Here is a 24334-nt window from a genome sequence, read left to right as displayed (position 1 = left end):
CCATGCGCATCGTCTTCGCGGGCACGCCCGAGTTCGCGCGGGTGGCGCTGCAGTCCCTGCACGCCGCCGGCTTCCAGATCCCCCTGGTGCTGACCCAGCCGGACCGTCCGGCCGGCCGGGGCATGAAGCTGCAGGCCTCGCCGGTCAAGCAGTTCGCGCAGCAGCACGGCTGGCCGGTGGCGCAGCCGCGCAGCCTGCGGCTGGACGGCCGGTACCCGGAGGACGCCGCGGCCGTGCGCGAGGCGCTGCTGGCTGCGCAGGCCGACGCCATGGTCGTGGCCGCCTACGGCCTGATCCTGCCGCGCTGGGTGCTGGACAGCATGGGCCCGCCGGCCGCGGGGCACGGGGACGCCGCCGCGCCGGGCACGGGCGCCCGGCGCTTCGGCTGCCTGAACATCCACGCCAGCCTGCTGCCGCGCTGGCGCGGCGCGGCGCCCATCCATCGCGCGGTCGAGGCCGGCGACGCCGAGACCGGCGTGACCATCATGCAGATGGACGAGGGCCTGGACACCGGCGCCATGCTGCTCGCCGAGCGGCTGGCCATCGGCGGCGACAGCACGGCGCAGCTGCACGACCGCCTGGCCGTGCTGGGCGGGCGCCTGATCGTCGAGGCACTGCGCCGGGCCGAGGCCGGCACGCTGCGCCCGCAGCCGCAGCCCGACGCAGGCGTGACCTACGCGCACAAGATCGAGAAGGCCGAGGCGCCGCTGGACTGGCGGCTGCCGGCCGCCGTGCTGCAGCGCCGCGTGCGCGCGTTCGATCCGTTCCCGGGCGCCATCGCCCGGCTCGGTGGCGAGACCATCAAGTGCTGGGCGGCCGAGGCCCTGCCCGGTGCCGCCCAGGCCGCGCCTGGCACCGTGCTGCAGGCCGATGCGGCCGGCATCGCGGTGGCGGCCGGCGAGGGCGTGCTGCGCCTGACCGAGCTGCAGCGCGCCGGCGGCCGGCGCCTGCCGGCCGCGGCCTTCCTGGCCGGTTTCGCGGTGCAGGCCGGCCAGGTCTTCGACGCCGCGGCGGCCTGATGTTCCTGTCCACGGAGATCCGGCGCCGGCCGGCGTTCCGGGAGGGCTGGCGCGAGATGCTGCCGGTGGCCCTGGGCATCGGCGCCTGGGGGCTGATGACCGGCGTGGCCATGCTCAAGTCCGGCCTGTCGGTGGTCGAGGCGGTGGCCATGACGCTGCTGGTCTACGCCGGCAGCTCGCAGCTGGCGGCGCTGCCGCTGTTGGTGGCCGGCGCGCCGATCTGGGTGATCCTGGCCACGGGCTTCTGCGTGAACCTGCGCTTCGTGGTGTTCAGCCTGCACCTGCGGCCCTACCTGATACATCTGCCGCGCTGGCGCCGCATGCTGCACGGCTACCTGACGGCGGACATGGGCTATGCGATGTTCACGCGCCGCCATCCCCGGCCCGGCACCACGCCGGCCGAGCGCGATGCGCAGGAAGCCTACCTGACCGGCGGCTACTGCGTGGCCTGGCTGGCCTGGATGGGCATGAGCCTACTCGGCATCGCGCTGGCCAGCGCCATCCCCACGCACTGGGGGCTGGGCTTCGCCGGCGTGCTGAGCCTGCTGGCCATCGTCTGCTCCATGGCGACGACCCGGCTGCGCGTGCTGGCCGCGCTGATCGCCTCGGCCACGGCCGTGGCCGCCTACGCGCTGCCGCTGAAGCTGAACATCGTGGTGGCCATCGGCGTCGCCGTGCTGGCCTGCTTCTGGCTGGAGCGCCAGCTCGAGCTGAACCCCGACGAGGACGCGCGATGAGCGGGGCCTGGGCCGACTGGACCACGCTGGCCGTGATCGCCGGCCTGACCGGCGTGACGGTGCTCACGCGCTGCTTCTTCTTCATCCTGGACCGGCCCTGGGGCCTGCCGGAGTGGGCGCTCCGCGCGCTGCACTATGCGCCGGTGGCGGCGCTGGCGGCCGTGGTCGCGCCCGAGATCGTGATGAGCCAGGGCCACCTCATCGCGACCTGGCAGGACGCGCGGCTGTTCGCGGCCGCGGCCGGCGCGGCCTGGTACTTCCGGCGCGGCGGCGTGCTGGGCACCATGCTGGCCGGCATGGCGGTGTACCTGCCGCTGCACCTGGGGCTGGGCTGGTAGGGCGTTCCTACAATGGCGGGTTGTTCTTCCACCCTTCCAACGCCATCACCATGAACGTTCTCCGCTTTTCCGACCTGTGCGCCCAGGGCAAGGCCGCCGGCCAGCGCGTGTTCATCCGTGCCGACCTGAACGTGCCGCAGGACGACGCCGGCAACATCACCGAGGACACGCGCGTGCGCGCCTCCGTGCCCTGCATCCGCATGGCGCTGGACGCCGGCGCGGCCGTGATGGTGACCTCGCACCTGGGCCGTCCGAAGGAAGGCGAGTTCAAGCCCGAGGATTCGCTGGCCCCGGTGGCCCGGCGCCTGGGCGAGCTGCTGGGCCGCGAGGTGCCGCTGGTCGCGGACTGGGTCGACGGCGTGCCGCTGCAGCCCGGCCAGGTCGTGCTGCTGGAAAACTGCCGCGTCAACAAGGGCGAGAAGAAGAACGACGAGGCGCTGGCCAGGAAGCTGGCCGCGCTGTGCGACATCTACGTGAACGACGCCTTCGGCACCGCCCACCGGGCCGAGGCGACGACCTACGGCATCGCGCAGTTCGCGCCGGTCGCCTGCGCCGGCCCGCTGCTGGCGGCCGAGATCGACGCCATCACCAAGGCGCTGGCGAGTCCCAGGCGCCCGCTGGTGGCCATCGTCGCCGGCTCCAAGGTCAGCACCAAGCTGACCATCCTGCAGTCGCTGGCCAAGAACGTGGACGGCCTGGTCGTCGGCGGCGGCATCGCCAACACCTTCCTGCTGGCCGCCGGGCTGCCGATCGGCAAGAGCCTGGCCGAGCCCGACCTGGTCGGCGAGGCCAAGGCCGTGATCGAGGCCATGAAGGCGCGCGGCGCCGAGGTGCCGATCCCGGTCGACGTGGTGACGGCCAAGACCTTCGCGGCCGATGCGCCGGCCACCGTCAAGGCCGCCGCCGACGTGGCCGAGGACGACCTGATCCTGGACATCGGCCCCGAGACGGCCGCGCTGCTGGCCGCCAAGCTGAAGCAGGCCGGCACCATCGTCTGGAACGGCCCGGTCGGCGTGTTCGAGTTCGACGCCTTCGCCAAGGGCACCGAGGCCATCGCCCGCGCGATCGCCGAGAGCAGCGCCTTCAGCATCGCCGGCGGCGGCGACACGCTGGCCGCGATCGCCAAGTACGGCATCGAGAAGGACGTGGGCTACATCTCTACCGGCGGTGGCGCCTTCCTCGAAGTGCTGGAGGGCAAGACCCTGCCGGCGTTCGAGATCCTGGGCAAGCGCGCGGCGGGCTGAGCGGCCCGTTCAGCGCTGCGCGGGCGGCGCCACGCCGGTGGCGACCAGCCGGCGCAGCTTGGCCAGCAGGGTCTTGGCGCGCCGTTCGTTGGCCAGGCCCATGCGCACCATGATCTTCTGGCCGGCCGACAGCGACTGCAGCTCCGGGTCGGCGAACTCGTAGCGCACCCAGGGCCGCGGGTCGGCGATCTCGCCGCGCACTTCCAGCAGCCGTACCGCCAGCGGCCCCGGCGGCTCGGGCGCCTGCAACAGATGGTCCAGCACGGCGACCAGCCGGTCGTTGAAATAGCGGCCGGGGTAGCCCAGCTCCTCGTAGGCCTGCTGGAACAGCGGGTAGAGCCGGGCGTAGAGCTGCACCGCGCGTTCCAGCGGCACGGCCTCGGCGAACGACAGCAGCGCGCCGTAGCGTCCGGCGTTGGGCGGCGCGATCGTGGCGTTCTCGCCTTCGCCCTGCACCAGGAAGCGCTGCGGCATCGGCTGCACCGGCCACAGCCGGGCCGGCGCGCTGGCGCGCGGCAGGTTGTCCACCGTGGCGACCGTTCGGCGCACGAAGCCGTCGGTGAGCAACAGCGATTGCACCGTGCCCTCGCCGAGCAGGTCCGCCAGCGCGGCGGCCACGTGGGTATCTGCCTCGGCCAGCGCGGGCAGCGCCGGGTCGGGGTGCTGCAGCGGATCGACCGGGTTCTGCGGCCCGGAGGCGGTTGGTTCAGGCGCCGGTGCCTCGGCGGTTTCGGGCGGCGGTGTGGCGCTGGAGGCCGCAGCCGGCTCGGGTTCCGGCGCTGCTGGCACGGGAGCCTGGGACTCGCGCCACCAGAACCACCAGGCCAGCGCGGCCAGCAACGCGAGGAGCGCCAGCAGCCAGGGGCCGCGGGCGGAAGGACGGGGGGGATGCAGGTCGCGGTGGTCGGGCGGGGGCATGCGGTGTCCTTGGCATGGGGTGGTCGGCCGCCCGTGTGACCCGCGCCCGCCCGGGGCGTTCCGCCAGCGCGTTCAGGCGGGCGTGGCGCGCAGCGCGCTGGTCGCGCGGCCCTGGAAGTCGGTCCAGCACTGGCGCGAGAAATCGTACAGCTTGCAGGCGCGTGCCGTCTCGAAATACCACTTCCACGAGAAGCGTTGCACGATGATGCGCCCGGGCAGCAGCTGCTCCAGCACCGCCTGCGCTTCCTTGAGCTTGTACAGCGGGATGCTCATGTCCACATGGTGCGCCGTGTGCTCCATGATGTGGTGCAGCAGCGCGCCGATCTGCAGCGGGAAGGTCAGGTGCACCGTGGTCGAGACGAAGGGCTGGGCGCGCTGCCAGGCGGCCTTGTCGTCGTGCCACTGCACCTTCACGTGCGTGTGGTGGCCGTAGATCACGAAGCCCATCATGGTGAACCAGAACAGCATGGGCACCACGAAGCCGAACAGCAGCACGAGCCAGACCGCCTGCCCGGTGGCCAGCGCCGCGGCCACCAGCGCGCCGATCCACAGCAGCGCGAAGCCGGTGACCAGCAGGCAGTCCTTCGTGAAGATCGGGCGGTGGCTGTTGCCGATGGCCGACTTGCTCGGGAACATCATCTTCTTCCACCAGATCTCGACCATGTAGTACAGGCCGGGGCCCCAGCCGCTGCGGTAGATGCGCTCCATCAGCCGCCGGACGGGCGACATCGCCGCGTATTCCTGCTGCGTGGACGGGGCCCAGACGAAGTCCACGCCCTTCAGGTTGGTGAAGCCGTGGTGCACCACGTTGTGCCCCATGTCCCACAGGCTGTAGGCCGTCAGCGAGGGCAGGAAGGCGATGCGGCCCAGCCACTTGTTCAGCCGCCGGTGCGGCGTGAGGCTCTGGTGGCAGGCGTCGTGGCCGACCACGAACAGCCGGCCGATGACGAAGCCGGCCGCCAGCGCGCAGGCCAGCCTGGCCCACAGGCCGTCGAACCATACGGTGCCGACCACCAGGGCCGCGAACAGCGCCATGTCGAACGCCAGCAGTACCAGGGCGCGCAGCGTGGTGCGTTGTGCGATCGGGATCAGCCAGGAGCGGATGACCTTGCGGTGCGGCAGCGGAGCATCGGGCGCCAGGGGCGCCGGCAGGTCCGTCCGGGCGGAGGCAGGGGAAGCTTGCATGAAAAAAGCAGCGGAAAAAGTCAATCGAAAAACCTTGGACGATAGCGCAACCGCGCACGGCCAGGGTGACCGACGTCAAAGCGCAGCGAATCCGCCACACCGCCATGTGAGAATTGCACGATCAGGAGACATTCCCCATGAGCATTTCCCGACTGCCCCGCCACGCCACCAAGATCGTCGCCACGCTGGGCCCGGCTTCCAGCACGCCCGAGATGCTCGAGCAGATGATCCGCCACAAGGTCAGCGTGGTACGGCTGAACTTCAGCCACGGCACGGCGCAAGACCACATTGCGCGTGCGGCCATGGTGCGCGAGGCCTCGCGCAATGCCGGGCGGGAGGTGGCCATCATGGCCGACCTGCAGGGCCCCAAGATCCGCGTGGGCAAGTTCGCCGAGGGCCGGGTGATGCTGGTGCCGGGCGCCAAGTTCGTGCTGGACGCCGCCCGCAGCACGCTCGGCGACATCGACGGCGTGGGCCTGGACTACAAGGACCTGCCGCGCGACGTGAAGGCGGGCGACCAGCTGCTGCTGAACGACGGCCTGATCGTGCTGGTCGTCGACGCCGTCAAGGGCGAGCAGGTGTTCACCACCGTCCGGCTCGGCGGCGAACTGTCGAACAACAAGGGCATCAACAAGATGGGCGGCGGCCTGACCGCGCCGGCGCTGACGGCCAAGGACATGGAGGACATCAAGACCGCGATGAGCTTCCAGGCCGACTACGTGGCCGTGAGCTTCCCGAAGAACGCCACCGACATGGAGATGGCGCGCCAGCTGTGCAACGTGGCCGCGGCCGAGTACGGCCACAAGCCCGGCATGATCGCCAAGATGGAGCGGGCCGAGGCGATTCCGAAGCTGGAGGAGATCCTCTCGGCCAGCGACGGCATCATGGTCGCGCGCGGCGACCTGGCGGTGGAGGTCGGCAACGCCGCCGTGCCGGCGCTGCAGAAGAAGATGATCCGCACCGCCCGCGCGATGGACAAGGTCGTCATCACCGCCACGCAGATGATGGAGTCCATGATCACCAACCCCGTGCCCACGCGCGCGGAGGTCAGCGACGTGGCCAACGCCGTGCTGGACGGCACCGACGCCGTGATGCTCTCGGCCGAGACCGCCTCGGGCCGCTACCCGCTGGAGACGGTGCAGGAGATGAGCCGCATCTGCGAGGCCGCCGAGTCCGCCGAGGACAAGCAGCTCGACGCCGACTTCAGCGGCCGCACCTACCAGCGCATCGACCAGTGCATCGCCATGGGCGCGCTGTTCACGGCCCACCACGTCGGCGCCAAGGCCATCGTGGCGCTGACCGAGTCGGGCTCCACGCCGCTGTGGATGAGTCGGCATGCGGCGCACATCCCGATGTACGCGCTGACCTCGCGGCTGGCCACGCAGCGCAAGCTGGCGCTGTACCGCAACGTACGCCCGCTGCTGCTGATGGACGTGATGACCGACCGCGACACCGCGCTGGAGCAGGCCGAGGCCCACCTGAAGCAGCGCGGCCTGGTGGTCAGCGGCGACGTCTACGCGATCACCTGCGGCGAACCCATGGGCGCGCCCGGCGGTACCAACATGCTCAAGATCTGCCGGGCGAGCTGAGCGGCGCTGCCGCCGCCCGGTCCGGGCCGGCGGGGTGGCGTGCCTACAATTGAGGGTTCTTTCCGCCGTCGACACGGCCCCATCATGCAAAGAGGATGCACCCAGTGAACCAGGACCAGCTGAAGAAAGTCTCCACCGGCAACGGCTTCATCGCCGCCTTGGACCAGAGCGGCGGCAGCACGCCCAAGGCGCTCAAGCTCTACGGCGTCGCCGAATCCAGCTACAGCGGCGACGAGCAGATGTTCGACCTGGTGCATGCCATGCGCAGCCGCATCGTGACCAGCCCGGCGTTCGATGGCCGCCGCGTGCTCGGCGCCATCCTGTTCGAGATGACCATGGACCGCCAGTTCGACGGCGTGGACGTGGCCCGGTACCTGTGGGAGAAGAAGCAGGTCGTGCCGTTCCTGAAGGTCGACAAGGGCCTGGCCGAAGAGGTCGACGGCGTGCAGCTGATGAAGCCCATGCCCGAGCTGGACGCGCTGCTGGCGCGCGCCGTCGCCAAGGGCATCTTCGGCACCAAGATGCGCTCGGTCGTCAATGCCGCCAACCAGAAGGGCATCGATGCCGTGCTGGACCAGCAGTTCGCCGTCGGCCAGCAGATCCTGAAGGCCGGCCTGATGCCGATCCTGGAGCCCGAGGTCAACATCAAGGCCACCGACAAGAAGGAAGCCGAGGCGCTGCTCAAGCAAGGCTTCCTCCAGCGCCTGGACGCGCTGCCGCAGGGCCAGCAGGTCATGCTGAAGCTGACCATCCCGACGGTGGACGGCTTCTACACGGAACTGGTCCGGCATCCCAAGGTCGTGCGCGTGGTCGCGCTGTCCGGTGGCTACAGCCGCGACGAGTCCAACGCCATGCTGGCCCGCAACCCCGGCGTGATCGCCAGCTTCAGCCGCGCGCTGACCGAAGGCCTGACGGCCCAGCAGTCCGACGCGGAATTCAACCAGGCGCTGGACGGCGCGATCGAGTCGATCTACCAGGCCTCGATCACCTGATCGGCCGCTTGCGCCCCCTGCCAAGCCGCTCGCCGAGCGGCTTTTTCATGTCCTCGGCATTCTCCGGGCACACTGCCGGATCTGCACCCGCGCCGTTCCCCACTTTCCCCATCGAAGCCATGACCCCTGTCCTGCACACCTCCAAGCTGACCTCCCTGCCGCTGCTGGCGCGCGGCAAGGTGCGCGACAACTACGCCGTCGGCACCGACCGCATCCTGATGGTCGCCAGCGACCGCATCAGCGCCTTCGACGTGATCATGGGCGAGCCGATCCCGGGCAAGGGCGCGCTGCTGACGCAGATGGCGCTGTTCTGGTTCGACCGGCTCGGCCACCTGTGCCCCAACCACCTGACCGGCGAGGCGCCCGAGAGCGTGGTCGCGCCGGACGAGGTGGAGCAGGTGCGCGGCCGCGCGATGCTGGTCAAGCGCCTCAAGCCGATCCCGGTCGAGGCCGTGGTGCGCGGCTACCTGGCCGGCAGCGGCTGGAAGGAGTACCAGGAGGGCCAGGCCGTGTGCGGCGTGCCGCTGCCCGCAGGGCTGCAGAACGCCAGCCAGCTGCCCCGGCCGATCTTCACGCCGGCCTACAAGGCCGAGGCCGGCATGCACGACGAGAACATCCGCTTCGAGCAAGTGGTCGAGATCGTCGGCCCGACGCTGGCCGCGCAGATCCGCGACACCAGCATCGCGCTCTACGAGGCGGCCTGCGCGATCGCGCGGCCCAAGGGCATCATCATCGCCGACACCAAGTTCGAGTTCGGCCTGGACGAGGCCGGCACGCTGCACCTGATGGACGAGGTGCTGACGCCCGATTCCTCGCGCTTCTGGCCGGCCGAGAGCTGGCAGGCAGGCAGCAATCCGCCGAGCTACGACAAGCAGTTCGTGCGCGACTGGCTGGAGTCCGTGCGCATCGACGGCCGGCCCTGGGACAAGACGCCGCCGGCACCGCGCCTGCCGCGCGACGTGGTGGAGAAGACCGCCGCCAAGTACCAGGAGGCCTGGCAGCGGCTGAACGGCTGATCAGTTCAGCGCCATGCTGAGCTTGCGGCGGTAGCTGGACACCAGCGCCGCCTGCGGGTCTTCCGCCATGGCGGCCTTGCCGGTCAGCTCGATGCCGCCGGCGCTCTTGCCGGCGGCGTCCGGGCCGGCCTTGGGCTTGGGCGGCGTCAGCAGCTCCAGGAGTGCGACGTAGAGCTTGCGCGGCACCTCGTCGCCCCATTTCTTGTCGCGCATGACGATCTCCAGCAGCTCGTCCATGGCGGCCGTCCATTCGCCGCGCGCCACCAGCGCGCGCGCCTTGGCCAGCCGCAGGTCGAAGTCGCGCTTGTTCTGCGCGATGCCGGCGTCGAACTGTTCCACGCTCCAGTCGCGGCGCGGGTCCTGCGCCGCGGCCAGCAGCGCCTGGCGCCACTGGGCCAGCGCCTCGAAGCGCAGCTGCACCGGGATCTGCACCAGCGCCGGTTGCAATGCCGCGCCGGCTTCCTCGAACTGGCCGGAGGAGATCAGCAGCTTCACGTAGTCGTGGCGCGCGTCGTCGTTGGCCGGGTTGATGGCCAGCGCCTCCTGCAGCTTGGCCAGCGCGGCGTCGGCGTCGCCCGAGGCCAGCAGGTCCTGCGCCTGCTCGGCGTCGTCGGCGCTGGCCAGCTCGTCCTCGCCGGGCACGTGCTTGTCCAGGAACTGGCGGATCTGCGCCTCCGGCACCGCGCCGACGAAGCCATCCACCGGCTGGCCGCCGGAGAACATCACGCAGAACGGGATGCTGCGCACGCCGAACATCTGGCTGAGCTGGCCGGCGATCTCGGGCACCTTGTCGGCGTCGAGCTTGGCCAGCAGGAAGCGGCCGGCGTAGTCGCGCTCGAGTTTCTCCAGCACCGGGCCGAGCTGCTTGCAGGGGCCGCACCACTCGGCCCAGATGTCCAGCAGCACCGGCTGCTGCAGCGAGGCTTCGACCAGTTCGGCCTGGAAGTTGTCGAGGGTGATGTCGATCATCGGGAAGAGCCCTGGGGGGTGAAACGTAAAATTGCGCCCATGAGCGCAGTACAGGTCGGGGTCGTCATGGGCTCCAGCAGCGACTGGGACACCATGCAGCATGCGGTGGGCATTCTCCAGCAATTCGATATCGCCCACGAGGCACGCGTGGTCTCGGCGCACCGCATGCCGGACGACATGTTCGCCTACGCCGAGGCCGCGGCCGGCCGCGGGCTGAAGGCCATCATCGCCGGCGCCGGCGGCGCCGCGCACCTGCCCGGCATGCTCGCCGCCAAGACCACCGTGCCGGTGCTGGGCGTGCCCGTGGCCAGCCGCCACCTGCAGGGCGTGGATTCGCTGCACAGCATCGTGCAGATGCCCAAGGGCATCCCGGTCGCCACCTTCGCCATCGGCCAGGCCGGCGCGGCCAACGCGGCGCTGTTCGCCGTGGCCATGCTGGCGGGCGAAGACCCGGCGCTGCGCCGGCGGCTCGACGCCTTCCGCGCCGAGCAGACCGCCGCCGCGCGCGCCATGGCGCTGCCGCCGGCATGAAGCCGCCGGTGCTGCTGCCCGGCGCGACGCTGGGGGTCCTGGGCGGCGGCCAGCTCGGCCGCATGTTCGTGCACGCGGCCCAGGCCATGGGCTACGCCACGGCCGTGCTGGACGCCGACGACGCCAGCCCGGCCGGCCGCGTGAGCCACCACCACGTGCAGGCCGGCTACCTGGACGACGCCGGCCTGGCCGCGCTGGCGCGCTGCTGCGATGCCGTGACCACCGAGTTCGAGAACGTGCCGGCGTCCGCGCTGGCGCGCCTGGCCGCGCAGCTGCCGGTGGCGCCGGCGGCCGAGGCCGTGGCCGTGGCGCAGGACCGCGCACAGGAGAAGGCGCACTTCACCCGCATCGGCGTGCCCTGCGCCCCCTACGCCGTGATCGACGGTGCCGAGGCGCTGGCGCGCGTCGACGCCGCGTTGCTGCCCGGCATCCTGAAGACCGCGCGGCTGGGCTACGACGGCAAGGGCCAGGTGCGCGTGGCCACGCGCGAGGCGCTGGCCGCGGCCTGGCAGCAGTTGCGGGGCGTGCCCTGCGTGCTGGAGAAGATGCTGCCGCTGGCGGCCGAGTGCTCGGTGATCGTGGCGCGCGGGCGCGACGGCGGCATGGTCCATTTCCCGGTGCAGCACAACCTGCACCGCGACGGCATCCTGGCCGTGACCACCGTGCACGCGGGCGTACTGCCGCCCGCCGTGGCCGCGCAGGCGGTGGCCGCGGCCCGCGCCGTCGCCGAGGGCCTGGCCTACGTCGGCGTGCTGTGCGTGGAGTTCTTCGTGCTGCAGGACGGCCGCCTCGTCGTCAACGAGATCGCGCCGCGCCCGCACAACAGCGGCCACTACACGATCGACGCCTGCGACGTCTCGCAGTTCGAGCTGCAGGTGCGCACGCTGGCCGGCCTGCCGCTGGTGGCGCCGCGCCAGCACAGCCCGGCCTGCATGCTGAACCTGCTGGGCGACCTGTGGTTCGACCCGAACGCGGCGCGCGCCGCGGCCAGCGATGCGCCGGCCACCCCGCCCTGGGACCGGGTGCTGGCGCTGCCCGGCGTGCACCTGCACCTGTACGGCAAGCTCAAGGCCGCGCGCGGCCGCAAGATGGGCCACCTGACGGTCACCGGCGCCACGCCCGAGGCGGTGCGCGCCACCGCGCTGCAGGCCGCGGCGCTGCTGGGCATCGCGGCGTTCTGAACATGGTCCTCGACGCCGCCGCGCCAGGCGCGATCGAACGTGCCGCCCAGGCACTGGCCGACGGCGAGCTGCTGGGCCTGCCGACCGAAACCGTCTACGGCCTGGCCGCCGACGCCGGCAGCGACGCCGCCGTGGCGAAGATCTACGCCGCCAAGGGCCGTCCCTCCGACCATCCGCTGATCGTGCACGTCGCGCCCGGCGAGCCGGGCCGCATGCCGGCCGGCGTGGCCGCCTTCGCGCAGGACTGGCCGGCCTGCTGGGTCGAGACGCTGGCGCAGCGCTTCTGGCCGGGCCCGCTGACGCTGATCCTGCCGCGCCGCGCCGGCCGGGCCGAGGCGGCCGCGGCCGGGCAGGCCTCGGTCGGCCTGCGCTGCCCCGCGCATCCGGTCGCCCAGGCCGTGCTGCGGGCGGCGGCCCGGCGCGGCGTCGCCGGCGTGGCCGCGCCCAGCGCCAACCGCTTCGGCCGCGTGAGCCCGACCACGGCGGCCCACGTCGCGGCCGAGTTCGGCGAGCCGCTGCTGGTGCTGGACGGCGGCCCCTGCGCGGTCGGCATCGAATCGACCATCGTCGACGCCACGCGCGGCGTGCCGGTGCTGCTGCGCCCCGGCGGCATCGGCCGCGCGGAGATCGAGCAGGCCTGCGGCCTGCCCGTGCGCGCCCGGGACGAGCTCGCCGCCGACCCGCGTGCCAGCGGCACGCTGGCCGCCCACTACGCGCCGCAGGCCCGCGTGCGCCTGATGGCCGCCCCGGCGCTGCAGGCTGCGCTGGACGTGCTGGGCGCCGAGCCCGACGCCGCCGCCCCGGGCGACCCGCCGGCCGTGGCGGTGTACGCCCGCACGCCCCTGCGCACCCCGGCCCGGCGCGTGCGGCTGCACCCCATGCCGGGCGATGCCGCCGCCTGCGCGCGCGAGCTGTTCGCCGTGCTGCGCGCGCTGGACGCCACCGGCGTGCGCCTGATCTGGGTGGAGACGCCGCCCGACGCACCGGCCTGGGACGGCGTGCGTGACCGTTTGCAACGGGCGGCCGCGGCGTGAGGCCGGGCCAAGCCGCGCCGTACACTCGCCGCAACCCATTCTGGAGAGACCGATGAGTCGATTTTCCTGGCGCCGTACCGCCGCGGCGCTGACCCTTTGTGCCTCGGCGGCCCTGCTGGCCGCCTGCGGATCGAGCAGCACCGAGTCGCAGCTGTCGCCGGCCCGGCTGATCTCGTTCGGCGATGCGTTCTCGGACCTGGGGCAGGGCGGCGGCAAGTACACCGTCAACGATGGCACCACCAACCACTGGCTGCAGCAGCTGGCGGCCGAATACGGCCTCACCATCACCGCCTCGGCCAGCGGCGGCCTGGGCTATGCGCAGGCCAGCGCCCGCATCACGGCCAAGCCCGATCCGGCTGGCAGCAGCGCCACGCCGACCCTCACCGAGCAGATCGACGCTTTCCTGGCCGCCGGCGGCCGCTTCGCCGAGAACGACCTGGTCGTGGTGAACGGCGGCATGGCCGACGTGGTGACGCAGGGCAAGGCCTTCCTGGCCGGCAGCCAGACCGCGGACCAGATGGTCGCCAACCTGCAGCAGGCCGGGCGCGAGTTCGGCGCCCAGGTGCGCCGGCTGGTCGAGGCCGGCGCCCGGCACGTGGCCGTGGTCGGCACCATCAACCTGGGGATCACGCCCTGGGGCCAGAGCTCCGGCCAGCCCGGCGCGTTGGAGAACGCGAGCCTGCGCTTCAACGAGGCCTTCCTGGTGTCGGTGGTCGACCTGGGCAGCTCCGTGCTGTACGTGGACGCGGCCTACTACTTCAACCTCGCGGCCAAGGATCCGAGCAGCTTCTCGATGAACAACTCGGTCGACGTGGTCTGCACCTCGGTGGACGCCGGCGAGGGCATCGGCCTGGGCGCCGGCCGCGTCAACTCCGCGCTGTGCACGCCCGACACCATCCGCGCGGGCGCGACCTACAACAGCTACATGTTCGCCGACGAGTTGTACACCACGCCGAACCTGCAGCGGCTGTTCGGCGACTACGCCTACGACCGCATCCGCAACCGCTGGTGAGCCGGCGGCGGCGCTGCCGTCCTCCCGCACGTGAAAAGAGCCCCGCCGGGGCTCTTTTCCATGGGGCGGGCGTTTTTCAGCGCCAGCCGCGCGCGTCCAGCGCCGCCAGCACCATGTCGCGCAGCAGCGTGTGCCCGTAGGGCGTGGGATGCACCGTGTCGGCGAACAGGTAGCGCGAGGTGTCCTGGCCCGGCAGCGTGGTGGCCGTGGTGCAGGTCAGCGACGGGGCCAGGAAGCCCGGTGCGTTCGGGAAGGTGTTGGTGCAGGCCGGCGTGGTGACGTTGGTCAGGCCGTAGTTCGCCGGCGTGGCCACCTGGCGGGTGTTCTCGGCGTACAGGTCGATCTGCGCGACCGTGGCCTGCGTGCCCTGCAGGCCGGCCGCCAGCGCGGCGTTGAAGGTCTGCGTCATCTGGTCGACCAGCGCCTGGGTGCCGGGCGCGGCCGCCTCCGCGGCCAGCATGGCCGGCGTGCGGCTGACATTGGGCAGGTTCAGCACGGCGACGCGCGTGGCGCCCTTGGCCACGATCTGCTCGCGGATCAATTGGGCCAGCTCGGTGGCCGCCTGCGCCATCGCCGCCATCGTCTGCTGCACCGCGGCCGCGGCCTGCTCCTGGTTCGCCGCGCCGGCGATGGCCGCGCCCATCGCGTCGGCGTGCACCAGCAGGTCGTTGGCGCCGGCCAGCACCGTCACGAGCTCGGCGCCGGTGAAGCGGCCGCCGTGGGCCGCCAGGTGGTTGGCGATCTGCGTCGCCACGGGCACGGTCAGCTGGCCCAACTGGCCGGTGAAGGCCACCGCGGGGTCCGGCGACGCCGCGAGCGCGGCGTTCCACGGGCCGATGGGATCGGTCACGCGCGAGCCGCCCTGGCCGTAGGCCGTGCAGGCCGGATGGTCGGCGACGGGCGCCGCCAGGTCCGCGAACACGCCGGTGGCCTGCAGCCCGGTCTGCGCCGCGCACGGGGCGGGCAGGTCCAGCGCCGTGGCCAGTTGCTCGACCCAGACGCCCTGCGCGGCGCCGTTGACGGTGTACTTGCCGCCGCCCAGCGCCGCGATGCCCGGGGTGCGGTAGCTGCCGACGTCGGACAGGCTGTCGCCGAACGACACGAGCGCCTGGTACCGCGGGCCGTCGCCGCCGCCGCAAGCGGCCAGCGCCAGGGCCGCCAATACCGTCAGTCCTGCTGTCTTGAAGTGCATGGAGGCAACCTCTCGTCGGTGATGGGATGGGAAAGTGATGTGCGCGGATCGCGCACGGGATGTTCGTGTATTGGCAGATTCTTCTCGAATCCAGATGGGATTCCTGCCAGGAATCGGGCGGTAGGCTCCCGTGGCCGTGCGTTTTTCCGCAAATTTGTGGATGGCTGCCGGCGATTCGGCCGGGATCAGTGCAGGTCGTTGGCCGTCCACTCGAGCAGCGCGTCCAGGGCCGGACGGGCCGCCGAGGCCTGCGGGTGGTTCACCAGGCCCACGACCGCGTACTGCTGTCCGCTCTGGCCGCGCACGTAGCCGGCGACGGCGGCCACGTCGCGCAGCGTGCCGGTCTTGAGCCAGGCGTTGCCGACCACCTGGGCCAGGCCCCGCTCGCGCATGCGCTCGGTGGTGCCGTCGATGCCGGCCAGCGACAGCGACTGCCGGTAGACCTCGGCCTGCGCATGGTGGCTGGCCAGCAGCAGCAGGCGGCCGAGCGCGCCGGCGCTGATGCGCTCGTCACGGCTCAGGCCGGCGCCGTTGTCCAGCACCGGGGCCGGCGTGGCGGCACCGACGAAGCGGCGCCACCAGGCGGCGAGGGCGGCGCGGCCTTCTTCCATGCGGCCGGGCAGCGCGCGCCGGGCCGCCAGCGTCAGCACCAGCTGCTGCGCCATCACGTTGTTGCTGCGCTTGTTCACGTCGGCGATGACCTCGGCCAGCGGCAGCGAGGGCGCCTCCAGCAGCAGCCGGGCACCGGCCGGCCGTCGCCCGGCGCGGGCCGCGCCGTCCAGCTCGCCGCCGGCGGCGCGGAACAGCGCCAGCAGCGCGCGCTGGGCGTAGCTGGCCGGCTCCACGTAGGCCACCGCCCATTCGCGCTCGCCGCAGGCGGCCGGGTAGCGGCCGGCCAGCCGCACCGCGTTCGGGTCCGAGAAGTCCGCCTGCAGCGCGCCGCGCCAGTCGCCGCAGGCCGGGCCGCGCGCCAGCGCCACCTGGGCCGGCACCGTCACGCCGGCCAGCGGCGGCTCGGCATGGACCAGGGCCGTGCCGTCGTCCTGCGGGGCGAAGCGCAGGATCAGCGCCTTGAAGTTGACCAGCAGCCCGTCCGGCGCGACGTTGTAGGGCCGCAGCGGCTCGTTGTCGAAGGCCGCCGGGTCGCGCGCGGGCGCCTCGAACACGCTGCCGTCCAGCACCATGTCGCCGCGCACCTGGCGCACGCCGGCGGCCTGCAGCGCGCGGAACGCGGCGTCCACGCGTTCGAGCACCAGCTTGGGGTCGCCGCCGCCCTCGATGTACAGGTTGCCGTCGAGCACGCCGTCGGCGACGGGGCCGTCGGCATAAAAGCGGGTCTTCCAGGTGTAGGCCGGGCCGAGCTGGTCCAGCGCCGCCAGCGTGGTCACCAGCTTCATGACCGAGGCCGGGTTCATCGCCGCGCCCTCGCGGTGGGCTAGCCGCGGCGGGCCGCCGTCCAGCGGCTGCACCAGCAGCGCCACCGCGTCGCGCGGCACGCGGGCGTGCGCCAGCGCCGTCGCGATCTCCGGCGGCAGCGGGCGGGCGTCGCCGGACGGCGCGGCCCGTGCGGCCAGGGCCAGCGCGGCCGCGGCCAGTGCGGCCACGCCGGCGAGGGCCAGGCGCAGGAATCGTGATGGCAGCGGCGGCATGGGCGGCGAGTCTACCCACCGATAATCCCGGCGATGGACGAGGCTTCGGACGGCATGCACCTGCTCGCATTCGACACCAGCACCGAGCGCGTGTCGGTGGCGGTGTGCGCCGGCGCGCGCGTGCTGGCGTGCGAGGCCGCGGGCGGCGCCCAGGCCTCGGCCACGCTGCTGCCGGCGATCCTCGGGCTGCTGGCCGAGGCCGGCCTGGCGCTGGAGCGGCTCGACGCGATCGCGTTCGGCGCCGGCCCCGGCTCGTTCACCGGCCTGCGTACGGCCTGCTCGGTCGCGCAGGGCCTGGCCTTCGGCACCCGGGCGCGGCGTGCCGGCGGCGTGCCGGTGCTGCCGGTCGACACCCTGCTGGCCGTGGCCGAGCAGGCGCGCCAGCAGGCCGGCGCCACGCAGGTCGTGGCCGCGCTGGACGCCCGCATGGGCGAGGTCTATGCCGGCCGTTACCGGCACGTGCAGGGCCGCTGGCGGCGCGACGGCGATTTCGAGCTGTTGGCGCCGCAAGCGCTGCAGGTGCCAGCCGGTTGGGTGCTGGCCGGCAACGCCGGCGCGGCCTACGGCCCGCGCCTGGGCGCGGCGGCGCCGGGCCTGGCCGCGCTGCCCGAGGCCGCGGCCATGCTGCGGCTGGCGCCGCAGCTGCTGGCCGAGGGCGCGGCCGTGCCGGACCATGCGGCGCTGCCGCGCTACGTGCGCGACAAGGTGGCCAAGACCACGGCCGAGCGCGCGGCCGAGAAGGCGGCCGCGGGGGCCGTGCGGTGAGCGCGCGCCCGGTCGCCCCGGCCGAGGCCAGCTTCGAGCCGCTGACCGAGGCCTGGCTGCCCGCCGTCCTGCGCATCGAGCAACAGGCCTACACCCACCCGTGGACGCTGCGCAACTTCCAGGACGCGCTGTCCGCTGGCTACCAGGCCCAGGGGCTGGTGGCGGACGGGGAGCTGCTGGGCTACTTCATCGCGATGAAAGGCGTGGACGAGGTGCACCTGCTGAACATCACGGTGTCCCCGGCGTACCAGCGCCAGGGCCTGGCGTGGCTGATGCTGGACGCGCTGGCGCTGTGGTCGCGCGGCCAGCGCGCGCAGTGGCTGTGGCTGGAAGTGCGCGTCAGCAACCTGCGCGCGGCCCGGATCTACGCCGCCTTCGGCTTTCGCCGCGTCGGCCTGCGCAAGGGCTACTACCCGGACGCCGGCCAGCGGCGCGAGGACGCCATCGTCATGAGCCTGGCGCTGTGAGGAGCGGGCAGGCATGGCGCTGAACCTCGATGCGCGCCAGCGCGCGATGCTGGAGGAGATGCGGGTGCGCGTCTGGTGGCCGCAGCCGGCCGCGCAGCCACAGCCTGCGGCGGTACCGGTACAGGGATCGAATCAGGCGCCGGCCGATCCGCCACCGGCGCCGGTGCTGCGCGTGGCGGAGCCGCCTCCGCCACCGCGGGTGCCCATCGCGGTCCCGGTGGCTGTCGTGGTCCCGGAGCCGGCGCCGGCGCCGGCGCCAGTGCCGGCTGCCGCCGTGGCGCCCGACGGCCGCGCCGACGCCATCGCCGCCATGGACTGGCCGGCGCTGCAGCACGCCGTGGCCGGCTGCCAGGCCTGCAAGCTCTGCGGCACGCGCCGGAACACGGTGTTCGGCGTCGGACCCGCGGCGGCGGACCCGGCCACGCCGCCGCACGTCGACTGGCTGGTCGTCGGCGAGGCCCCCGGCGAGCAGGAAGACCTGCGCGGCGAGCCCTTCGTCGGCCCGGCCGGCAAGCTGCTGGACAACATGCTGCGCGCGGTCGGCGTCAGCCGCCACGGCGAGGCCGGGGCGCCGCAGCGCGCGGCCTTCATCGTCAACGTGCTCAAGTGCCGCCCGCCCGGCAACCGCAACCCGGCGCTGGAGGAGATCGCGCAGTGCGAGCCCTTCCTCAAGCGCCAGATCGCGCTGCTGCGGCCGCGCATCATCCTGGCGGTCGGCCGTTTCGCGGTGCAGTCGTTGCTGGCCGGCAGCGTGCCGAACGTGCACGCCACGCCGCTCGGCCGGCTGCGCGGCAAGGTCTACCGCTACGAGGGCGTGCCGGTGGTCGTGAGCTACCACCCGGCCTACCTGCTGCGCAGCCTGCCCGAGAAGGCCAAGGCCTGGGCCGACCTGTGCCTGGCCCTGGAGACGCTGCAGGCGCAGTGAGGCGCCGGCTCCGCCCGGCGCGCGGCTTGGCTACAGCCAGTTGCCGCCGTGCGGCAGCCGGATCTGCTGGGCCGGGTCGCCGCCGCCGACGAAGGCGCCGATCAGCAGGCTCAGCAGCGAGACGAACAGGCTGGCGAACAGCGCCGTCCAGAAGCCCGAGATCCGGAAGCCGCGCACCAGCGCGGCCACCAGCAGGATCACCAGCGCGTTGACGACCAGCAGGAACAGGCCGAAGGTCAGCAGCGTCAGCGGCAGGGTCAGCACGATCAGCAGCGGCTTGACGATGGCGTTCGCGAACCCCAGCAGCAGCGCCGAGACCAGCAGCGCGCCGGTGCTGTCGAACTTCAGGCCGCGGAAGATGTGGCTGGCGGCCCACAGCGACAGCGCGGTGATGGCCCAGTGGACCAGGAAGGGGGTCAGCGAATGCAGCATAGGCGGGCCATGCTACCAGCGCCTCTCCCGGCGGCCGGCCGCCACGGCGCTACTGGAACGCCACCTCGGCGAAGCTGCGCAGCTTGCGGCTGTGCAGCTGGTCGATGCCCTGGGCGCGCAGCAGCTCCAGCGCGCGGATGCCGATGCGCAGGTGCTGGTCCACGCGCTCGCGGTAGAAGTGGTTGGCCATGCCGGGCAGCTTGATCTCGCCGTGCAGCGGCTTGTCGGAGACGCACAGCAGCGTGCCGTAGGGCACGCGGAAGCGAAAGCCGTTGGCCGCGATCGTGGCGCTCTCCATGTCCAGCGCCACCGCGCGGCTCTGGCTGAAGCGGCGCTGCGGCTCGTTGTTCGGCAGCAGCTCCCAGTTGCGGTTGTCGGTGCTGGCCACGGTGCCGGTGCGCAGCACGCCCTTGAGCTCCGGTCCGGCGAGCTGCGTCACGTCGCGCACGGCCTGCTCCAGCGCCAGCTGGATCTCCGCCAGCGCCGGGATCGGCACCCACAGCGGCAGCTCCTCGTCGAGCACGTGGTCCTCGCGCACGTAGCCGTGCGCCAGCACGTAGTCGCCCAGCTGCTGCGTGTTGCGCAGGCCGGCGCAGTGGCCCAGCATGATCCAGGCGTGCGGGCGCAGCACGGCGATGTGGTCGGTGATGTTCTTGGCGTTGGCCGGGCCGACGCCGATGTTGACCATGGTGATGCCGGTATGGTCCGGCCGCGCCAGGTGGTAGGCCGGCATCTGCGGCAGCCGCGGCGGCGGCGCGCCGAGCGTGTCCGCCGCCGCGGCCGGCAGGCCCCGGCGCCGCGTGACGACGTTGCCGGGCTCGACGAAGGCCGCGTACTCGCCGCGCTCGTCGGCCATGGCCTCGTGGCCCATGCGCACGAACTCGTCGATGTAGAACTGGTAGTTCGTGAACAGCACGAAGTTCTGGAACCAGTCCGGCGCCGTGCCGGTGTAGTGGCGCAGCCGGTGCAGCGAGTAGTCCACGCGCGGCGCGGTGAACAGCGCCAGCGGCAGCGGCTCGCCGGGGCGGGGCGTGTAGGTGCCGTTGGCGATGCCGTCGTCCATCGCGCCCAGGTCGGGCAGGTCGAACAGGTCGCGCATCAGGCCGCGGCGCTCGGCGCTCAGCGTGCCTTCCACGTGGTCGTTCTCGGCGAACGAGAAGTGCACCGGGATCGGCTGGTGGCTGGTGCCCACCTCCAGCGGCACCTGGTGGTTCTCCAGCAGCAGGCGGAACTGCTCCAGGTAGTAGTTGCCGAACAGGTCCGGCCGCGTCAGCGTGGTCTCGTAGCGGCCGGCGCCGGCGACGAAGCCGTAGGCCAGGCGGTCCAGCTCGTCCTCGACCTTGGCGCGCGACAGCGTCTCGGTGTGTACCCGCACGAACGGGTAGCAGGCGCGCACGTGGCCGGCCAGCGTTTCGCCGGCCACGTAGCGCGCCATGGCGTCGCGCAGGTGGGCGATCTGCTGGTCGTAGATGCGGCGCACCTGTTGCAGCGCGGCGGCCGGATCGGTGTAGCGCGTCGGGGCGATGAACGGCGGCAGGTAGGGCATGCGGGCATTGTGCAACGCCGCATGGCCGCTCAATCCTGCGCCGGTTCGCGCAGGGTCACGAATTCCTCGGCGGCCGTCGGGTGGATGCCGATGGTGGTGTCGAAGACCGCCTTGGTCGCGCCCGCGCGCAGCGCCACGGCGAAGCCCTGCACGATCTCCGGCGCGTCCGCGCCGACCATGTGCAGGCCGACCACCCGGTCGGAGTCCTGGTCCACGACCAGCTTCACCAGCGTGCGCTCGCCGCTGCCGGACAGCGTGTGCCGCAGCGGCCGGAACTCGGTGCGGTAGACGGCGACGCGGCCGAAGCGGCGGCGCGCCGCGGCCTCGGTCAGGCCCACGGTGCCGACCGGCGGATGCGTGAACACGGCGGTGGGCACGTTGTCGTAGTCCACCCGGCGCGCCGCCCGGCCGGGCGCCGGGCCGAACAGGTGGTCCACCAGCGCCATGGCCTCGGCCGTGGCCACCGGCGTCAGCGGCAGGCGGGTCGACAGGTCGCCCAGCGCATGGATGGACGGCACGGTGCTGCGGTAGTGCGCGTCGACGACGACGGCGCCCCGCTCGTCCAGGCGCACGCCCAGCGCCTCCAGCCCGATGCCGGCCGTGTTGGGCCGCCGGCCGGTGGCCACCAGCACCGCGTCGGCGGCCAGCTGCGCGCCGTCGGCCAGCGTCAGGCGCAGGGCCTGCCCGTCCCGCGCGATGCGCGCCACCCGGGCATCCAGGCGCAGGTCGATGCCGCCGCGGCCCATCTCCGCGGCCAGGAAGCGGCTCACGTCCTCGTCGAACGAGGAGAGGATCCGCCCGCCGCGCTGCAGCTGCGTGACCTCGGCGCCGAGCCGGCGGAAGATCGCCGCGAACTCGCAGGCGATGTAGCCGCCGCCGACCACGACCAGCCGCCGCGGGAACGGCTCCAGGTCGAACATCTGGTCCGAGTTCAGCGCCAGCTCCCGGCCCGGGATGTCGGGCAGGAAGGGCGCGCCGCCGGTGGCCAGCAGGATGTGCCGGCCGGTCAGCCGGCGCGCGCCGACCACCAGCGTGTGCGCATCGGCGAGCCGGCCCCGGCCCTCGACGATCTCGGCGCCGGCGCCGCGGAGCAGGTCGCGGTAGACGCCGTTCAGCCGCGCGATCTCCCGGGCGCGGTTGGCCTTCAGCGTGGCCCAGTCGAAGCGCGGCGCGGCCGGCAGCGTCCAGCCGAAGCCGGCGGCCTCCTCGAAGGCCTCGGCGTACTGCGCGGCGTAGCTGTAGAGCTTCTTCGGGATGCAGCCCACGTTCACGCAGGTGCCGCCCAGCGCGGCCGCCTCCACCAGCGCCACGCGGGCGCCGCGCTGCGCGGCCATGCGCGCGGCCCGCACGCCGCCGCTGCCGCCGCCGAGCACCAGCAGGTCGTAGTCGAATTCGTCCATCGCCGCTCCTTCGGATACAGGGGCCCGCAGTCTAGGCAATCACCCGAACCGCCGCAGTCCGCGCCCGCGCGACCAGACCCAGGCCGACTGCGCCGGGTCGCCCGGGAAGTCCGGCCGGCGCCAGAGCCAGACCATCGCGAAATGCTCGGCGCAGGCGTAGTGCGTGAGCCAGACCTCGGCGCTGGCCAGCACCTGCGGCCAGGGCGTGGCCAGGTGGTCGGACCAGGCCAGCAGCTCCAGATCGCCGGCGGCCACGCCGTCGTACAGCCCGGCCTCGGCCTTCTTGAATTTGCGCGAGAACGCGTCGACCGCCGGCTCCAGCAGCGGCAGATGCGCCGGCGGCGCGTCCGGCGGCGGCAGGCGCGGCGCCTGGCGCGCCAGCGCCTGGCTGTCCTGCTCGGTCAGGCGCACCAGCTCCACCGCGATGCGGTGGTCGCTCTCGACGGACTTGGCCAGGATGTCGGGCTCCCGTTCGTTCGGGTTGCCGCTGGCGACGGAGGCCAGGTCCACGTCGGCCCGGTAGCGCTGCGCGAACTCCACGAAGATCGCGCGCTCCAGCGCGGCCTTGTGCTGGTCGCGCAGCATCGGCGACGGCCTGGCCATGGTTCAGCGGGCAGTGGACATCCAGCCCTCGCGCAGCTCGCGCTTGAGCACCTTGCCGATGGCGTTGCGCGGCAGCTCGTCCGCCAACACCAGCGCCGACAGCCGCTGCGTCTTGCCGACGCGCGCGTTGACCCAGTCCTTCAGCGCGTCGGCCTCGAGGGCCTGGCCCGGGCGCAGCACCACGAAGGCCACCGGCGTCTCGCCCCAGGCCTCGGACGGCACGCCGACCACGGCCGCCTCCTGCACGGCCGGGTGCTCGCGCAGCGCGGCCTCCAGGTCGCTCGGGTAGATGTTGAAGCCGCCCGAGATGATCATGTCCTTCTTGCGGTCGAACAGCACCAGGAAGCCGTCGGCGTCGAAGCGGCCGATGTCGCCGGTGCGGATGAAGCGCTTGCCGTCGGGCGCGAACCACTCGGCCTCGCGCGTCTTGTCGGGCTGGCCGTGGTAGCCGGTCATCATGCCCGGCGAGTGGCCGACGACCTCGCCGGCCTCGCCCGGCGGCACCTCGCGGCCGGCGTCGTCGATCAGCCGGATGTCGCTGGTGGCGGCCGGCCGGCCCACGGTGTGCAGCTTGTCCGGGTAGGTGTGCGCGTCGAGGATGCAGCTGCCGCCGCCTTCGGTCATGCCGTAGAACTCCACTAGACCGCCGGGCCAGCGCCGCAGCACCTCGGCCTTCAGCGCGGCCGGGAACGGCGCGCTGGTGCAGAACTTGAAGCGGAAGCTGGACAGGTCGTGCCGCGCGAAGTCCGGCTGCGCCAGGATGCGCTGGTACTGCACCGGCACCAGCATGGTGTGCGTCACGTGGTGCCGTTCGGCCAGGCGCAGGTACTCGGCCGCGTCGAACTTGGCCATCAGCAGCACCGTGCCGCCGAAGGCCAGCGTCGGGAAGAACAGCACCAGCGTGGTGTTGGAGTACAGCGGCGTGGACAGCAGCGTCACCGTGTGCGCGCCGTAGTCGTACTGCAGCCCGCGCTGCACGTGCGACCAGCGCATGCCGTGCGACTGCACGATGCCCTTGGGCAGCCCGGTCGTGCCCGAGGAGTAGATGATGTTGAACGGCGCCGCGGCCTCCACCGGCACCGGCTGCGGCGCGCGGCCGGCCGCGGCCAGCCATTCCTCCAGCGGCTGGCCGGCGGCCGGGTCGCCGTCCAGCGCGATGCGCGGCGGCTGGCGTTCGCCCTGCGCGACCTGGCTGCCGGCATCGATGAACAGCAGCCGCGCGCCGGCGTTGTCCACCATCTGCGCCAGGCCCTGCGGCGTGACGCCGGGCGCCAGCGGCGCGACCACCACGCCGGCGCGCAGCGCACCCAGGAACACCGTGGCGTAGGCGATGGAGCTGGCGGCGCAGACCGCGATGCAGTCGCCGGGCGCGAGGCCGGTCGCCTGCAGCGCGCCGGCCACGCGGTCCATGCGCGCGTCGAGTCCGGCGTAGTCCAGCCGTTCGCCGCCCTGCACGAAGGCAGGGTGCTGCGGCTGCCGGCGGGCGTGCAGGGCGATCAGGTCGGCGATGCGGGCGAAGGGCTGGGCGATCAGGTCGTGCATGGGAGGAGGGCAGTTGAGGATGGTCTCGGGTGGGTGCGGCGGTGCGCA

General features: G+C 72.9%; 24 protein-coding genes. 14 read left to right on the top strand and 10 right to left on the bottom strand.

Annotated elements, in window-relative coordinates:
* Window positions 1-2 precede the first annotated feature (2 nt).
* Genes QM782_RS06580 through QM782_RS06565 form a run of 4 tightly spaced genes read left to right on the top strand, consistent with a single transcriptional unit; the run spans window position 3 to window position 3338 of the window.
* Window positions 3-1019, top strand: coding sequence for a methionyl-tRNA formyltransferase (locus QM782_RS06580; RefSeq protein WP_415202114.1), 1017 nt, complete (start codon window positions 3-5; stop codon window positions 1017-1019).
* Window positions 1019-1756 carry an AzlC family ABC transporter permease gene (locus QM782_RS06575; protein WP_415202113.1) on the top strand — a complete coding sequence of 246 codons (738 nt, stop codon included), beginning with the start codon at window positions 1019-1021 and terminating at the stop codon, window positions 1754-1756. The genes QM782_RS06580 and QM782_RS06575 overlap by 1 nt, the downstream gene beginning before the upstream one ends.
* Window positions 1753-2094, top strand: coding sequence for an AzlD domain-containing protein (locus tag QM782_RS06570; RefSeq protein ID WP_415202112.1), 342 nt, complete (start codon window positions 1753-1755; stop codon window positions 2092-2094). Before QM782_RS06575 ends, QM782_RS06570 begins: the two co-directional genes overlap by 4 nt.
* 50 nt (window positions 2095-2144) lie before the next feature.
* Window positions 2145-3338, top strand: a complete 1194-nt coding sequence (locus QM782_RS06565) for a phosphoglycerate kinase (RefSeq protein WP_415202111.1) — start codon at window positions 2145-2147, stop codon at window positions 3336-3338.
* Window positions 3339-3347: 9 nt separating this feature from the next.
* Here QM782_RS06565 and QM782_RS06560 read toward each other — a convergent pair whose 3' ends face one another.
* On the bottom strand, window positions 3348-4256 hold the full coding sequence (locus QM782_RS06560; protein WP_415202110.1) for a DUF3014 domain-containing protein: 909 nt from the start codon (window positions 4254-4256) through the stop codon (window positions 3348-3350).
* Between the two features lie 72 nt (window positions 4257-4328).
* Window positions 4329-5441: a fatty acid desaturase gene (locus QM782_RS06555; protein ID WP_415202109.1), complete on the bottom strand. Its 1113-nt coding sequence runs from the start codon at window positions 5439-5441 to the stop codon at window positions 4329-4331.
* 137 nt (window positions 5442-5578) lie between these two features.
* Here QM782_RS06555 and pyk point away from each other — a divergent pair, with 137 nt between their 5' ends.
* The 3 genes from pyk (at window position 5579) to QM782_RS06540 (ending at window position 9038) form a co-directional block, all read left to right on the top strand.
* Window positions 5579-7030, top strand: coding sequence for a pyruvate kinase (gene pyk / locus QM782_RS06550; RefSeq protein WP_415202108.1), 1452 nt, complete (start codon window positions 5579-5581; stop codon window positions 7028-7030).
* A gap of 104 nt (window positions 7031-7134) precedes the next feature.
* Window positions 7135-8022, top strand: coding sequence for a fructose bisphosphate aldolase (locus tag QM782_RS06545; protein ID WP_415202107.1), 888 nt, complete (start codon window positions 7135-7137; stop codon window positions 8020-8022).
* Between the two features lie 119 nt (window positions 8023-8141).
* Window positions 8142-9038: a phosphoribosylaminoimidazolesuccinocarboxamide synthase gene (locus QM782_RS06540; RefSeq protein ID WP_415202106.1), complete on the top strand. Its 897-nt coding sequence runs from the start codon at window positions 8142-8144 to the stop codon at window positions 9036-9038.
* On the opposite strand, the gene QM782_RS06535 is transcribed toward QM782_RS06540, so the two are convergent.
* Window positions 9039-10007: a tetratricopeptide repeat protein gene (locus QM782_RS06535; RefSeq protein ID WP_415202105.1), complete on the bottom strand. Its 969-nt coding sequence runs from the start codon at window positions 10005-10007 to the stop codon at window positions 9039-9041.
* A 39-nt stretch (window positions 10008-10046) separates the two neighbouring features.
* On the opposite strand from QM782_RS06535, the gene purE reads away from it, so the two are divergent.
* From purE to QM782_RS06515, 4 genes are read left to right on the top strand one after another with little or no spacing between them, the layout of a single operon-like run.
* Complete coding sequence (gene purE, locus QM782_RS06530) at window positions 10047-10538, top strand: 5-(carboxyamino)imidazole ribonucleotide mutase (protein ID WP_415202104.1); 492 nt, start codon at window positions 10047-10049, stop codon at window positions 10536-10538.
* On the top strand, window positions 10535-11719 hold the full coding sequence (locus tag QM782_RS06525) for a 5-(carboxyamino)imidazole ribonucleotide synthase (RefSeq protein WP_415202103.1): 1185 nt from the start codon (window positions 10535-10537) through the stop codon (window positions 11717-11719). The genes purE and QM782_RS06525 overlap by 4 nt, the downstream gene beginning before the upstream one ends.
* A 2-nt stretch (window positions 11720-11721) precedes the next feature.
* The gene (locus tag QM782_RS06520) at window positions 11722-12753 is read left to right on the top strand and encodes an L-threonylcarbamoyladenylate synthase (protein ID WP_415202102.1); all 1032 of its coding nucleotides are present in this window, start codon (window positions 11722-11724) and stop codon (window positions 12751-12753) included.
* Between the two features lie 52 nt (window positions 12754-12805).
* On the top strand, window positions 12806-13765 hold the full coding sequence (locus QM782_RS06515) for an SGNH/GDSL hydrolase family protein (RefSeq protein ID WP_415202101.1): 960 nt from the start codon (window positions 12806-12808) through the stop codon (window positions 13763-13765).
* Window positions 13766-13841: 76 nt separating this feature from the next.
* Here QM782_RS06515 and QM782_RS06510 read toward each other — a convergent pair whose 3' ends face one another.
* Window positions 13842-14957: an SGNH/GDSL hydrolase family protein gene (locus QM782_RS06510; RefSeq protein ID WP_415202100.1), complete on the bottom strand. Its 1116-nt coding sequence runs from the start codon at window positions 14955-14957 to the stop codon at window positions 13842-13844.
* Between the two features lie 185 nt (window positions 14958-15142).
* Window positions 15143-16606: a D-alanyl-D-alanine carboxypeptidase/D-alanyl-D-alanine-endopeptidase gene (gene dacB / locus QM782_RS06505; RefSeq protein ID WP_415202099.1), complete on the bottom strand. Its 1464-nt coding sequence runs from the start codon at window positions 16604-16606 to the stop codon at window positions 15143-15145.
* 54 nt (window positions 16607-16660) lie between these two features.
* Here dacB and tsaB point away from each other — a divergent pair, with 54 nt between their 5' ends.
* The 3 genes from tsaB to QM782_RS06490 are packed head-to-tail and all read left to right on the top strand — an operon-like array spanning window position 16661 to window position 18763.
* Complete coding sequence (gene tsaB, locus QM782_RS06500; protein WP_415205602.1) at window positions 16661-17371, top strand: tRNA (adenosine(37)-N6)-threonylcarbamoyltransferase complex dimerization subunit type 1 TsaB; 711 nt, start codon at window positions 16661-16663, stop codon at window positions 17369-17371.
* Window positions 17368-17838: a ribosomal protein S18-alanine N-acetyltransferase gene (gene rimI, locus QM782_RS06495; RefSeq protein WP_415202098.1), complete on the top strand. Its 471-nt coding sequence runs from the start codon at window positions 17368-17370 to the stop codon at window positions 17836-17838. The genes tsaB and rimI overlap by 4 nt, the downstream gene beginning before the upstream one ends.
* Before the next feature lie 13 nt (window positions 17839-17851).
* Window positions 17852-18763 (top strand): uracil-DNA glycosylase, encoded by a 912-nt coding sequence (locus QM782_RS06490; RefSeq protein WP_415202097.1) that lies wholly within the window; start codon window positions 17852-17854, stop codon window positions 18761-18763.
* 30 nt (window positions 18764-18793) lie between these two features.
* Here QM782_RS06490 and QM782_RS06485 read toward each other — a convergent pair whose 3' ends face one another.
* Genes QM782_RS06485 through QM782_RS06465 form a run of 5 tightly spaced genes read right to left on the bottom strand, consistent with a single transcriptional unit; the run spans window position 18794 to window position 24286 of the window.
* Window positions 18794-19195, bottom strand: a complete 402-nt coding sequence (locus QM782_RS06485; protein WP_415202096.1) for a phage holin family protein — start codon at window positions 19193-19195, stop codon at window positions 18794-18796.
* Window positions 19196-19244: 49 nt separating this feature from the next.
* Complete coding sequence (locus QM782_RS06480; protein ID WP_415202095.1) at window positions 19245-20741, bottom strand: AMP nucleosidase; 1497 nt, start codon at window positions 20739-20741, stop codon at window positions 19245-19247.
* Between the two features lie 29 nt (window positions 20742-20770).
* Window positions 20771-22141, bottom strand: a complete 1371-nt coding sequence (gene gorA / locus QM782_RS06475; RefSeq protein WP_415202094.1) for a glutathione-disulfide reductase — start codon at window positions 22139-22141, stop codon at window positions 20771-20773.
* Window positions 22142-22180: 39 nt separating this feature from the next.
* Entirely contained in the window at window positions 22181-22744 is a 564-nt protein-coding gene (locus QM782_RS06470; RefSeq protein ID WP_415202093.1) for a hypothetical protein, read from the bottom strand.
* A gap of 3 nt (window positions 22745-22747) precedes the next feature.
* The gene (locus tag QM782_RS06465; RefSeq protein ID WP_415202092.1) at window positions 22748-24286 is read right to left on the bottom strand and encodes a class I adenylate-forming enzyme family protein; all 1539 of its coding nucleotides are present in this window, start codon (window positions 24284-24286) and stop codon (window positions 22748-22750) included.
* Between the last annotated feature and the right edge of the window lie 48 nt (window positions 24287-24334).

The sequence above is a fragment of the Pseudorhodoferax sp. genome (genome assembly GCF_047601025.1).
Lineage (GTDB): Bacteria > Pseudomonadota > Gammaproteobacteria > Burkholderiales > Burkholderiaceae_C > Pseudorhodoferax.
Note: the sequence above shows the minus strand (reverse complement) of the source record. Positions and strands in the feature narration are given on the sequence as shown.

Coding starts and splice junctions, on each gene's coding strand:
- QM782_RS06580 (WP_415202114.1), top strand. CDS start 3: ATGCGCATCGTCTTCGCGGGCACGCCCGAGTTCGCGCGGGTGGCGCTG.
- QM782_RS06575 (WP_415202113.1), top strand. CDS start 1,019: ATGTTCCTGTCCACGGAGATCCGGCGCCGGCCGGCGTTCCGGGAGGGC.
- QM782_RS06570 (WP_415202112.1), top strand. CDS start 1,753: ATGAGCGGGGCCTGGGCCGACTGGACCACGCTGGCCGTGATCGCCGGC.
- QM782_RS06565 (WP_415202111.1), top strand. CDS start 2,145: ATGAACGTTCTCCGCTTTTCCGACCTGTGCGCCCAGGGCAAGGCCGCC.
- QM782_RS06560 (WP_415202110.1), bottom strand. CDS start 4,256: ATGCCCCCGCCCGACCACCGCGACCTGCATCCCCCCCGTCCTTCCGCC.
- QM782_RS06555 (WP_415202109.1), bottom strand. CDS start 5,441: ATGCAAGCTTCCCCTGCCTCCGCCCGGACGGACCTGCCGGCGCCCCTG.
- pyk (WP_415202108.1), top strand. CDS start 5,579: ATGAGCATTTCCCGACTGCCCCGCCACGCCACCAAGATCGTCGCCACG.
- QM782_RS06540 (WP_415202106.1), top strand. CDS start 8,142: ATGACCCCTGTCCTGCACACCTCCAAGCTGACCTCCCTGCCGCTGCTG.
- QM782_RS06535 (WP_415202105.1), bottom strand. CDS start 10,007: ATGATCGACATCACCCTCGACAACTTCCAGGCCGAACTGGTCGAAGCC.
- purE (WP_415202104.1), top strand. CDS start 10,047: ATGAGCGCAGTACAGGTCGGGGTCGTCATGGGCTCCAGCAGCGACTGG.
- QM782_RS06525 (WP_415202103.1), top strand. CDS start 10,535: ATGAAGCCGCCGGTGCTGCTGCCCGGCGCGACGCTGGGGGTCCTGGGC.
- QM782_RS06520 (WP_415202102.1), top strand. CDS start 11,722: ATGGTCCTCGACGCCGCCGCGCCAGGCGCGATCGAACGTGCCGCCCAG.
- QM782_RS06515 (WP_415202101.1), top strand. CDS start 12,806: ATGAGTCGATTTTCCTGGCGCCGTACCGCCGCGGCGCTGACCCTTTGT.
- QM782_RS06510 (WP_415202100.1), bottom strand. CDS start 14,957: ATGCACTTCAAGACAGCAGGACTGACGGTATTGGCGGCCCTGGCGCTG.
- dacB (WP_415202099.1), bottom strand. CDS start 16,606: ATGCCGCCGCTGCCATCACGATTCCTGCGCCTGGCCCTCGCCGGCGTG.
- tsaB (WP_415205602.1), top strand. CDS start 16,661: ATGCACCTGCTCGCATTCGACACCAGCACCGAGCGCGTGTCGGTGGCG.
- QM782_RS06490 (WP_415202097.1), top strand. CDS start 17,852: ATGGCGCTGAACCTCGATGCGCGCCAGCGCGCGATGCTGGAGGAGATG.
- QM782_RS06485 (WP_415202096.1), bottom strand. CDS start 19,195: ATGCTGCATTCGCTGACCCCCTTCCTGGTCCACTGGGCCATCACCGCG.
- QM782_RS06480 (WP_415202095.1), bottom strand. CDS start 20,741: ATGCCCTACCTGCCGCCGTTCATCGCCCCGACGCGCTACACCGATCCG.
- gorA (WP_415202094.1), bottom strand. CDS start 22,141: ATGGACGAATTCGACTACGACCTGCTGGTGCTCGGCGGCGGCAGCGGC.
- QM782_RS06470 (WP_415202093.1), bottom strand. CDS start 22,744: ATGGCCAGGCCGTCGCCGATGCTGCGCGACCAGCACAAGGCCGCGCTG.
- QM782_RS06465 (WP_415202092.1), bottom strand. CDS start 24,286: ATGCACGACCTGATCGCCCAGCCCTTCGCCCGCATCGCCGACCTGATC.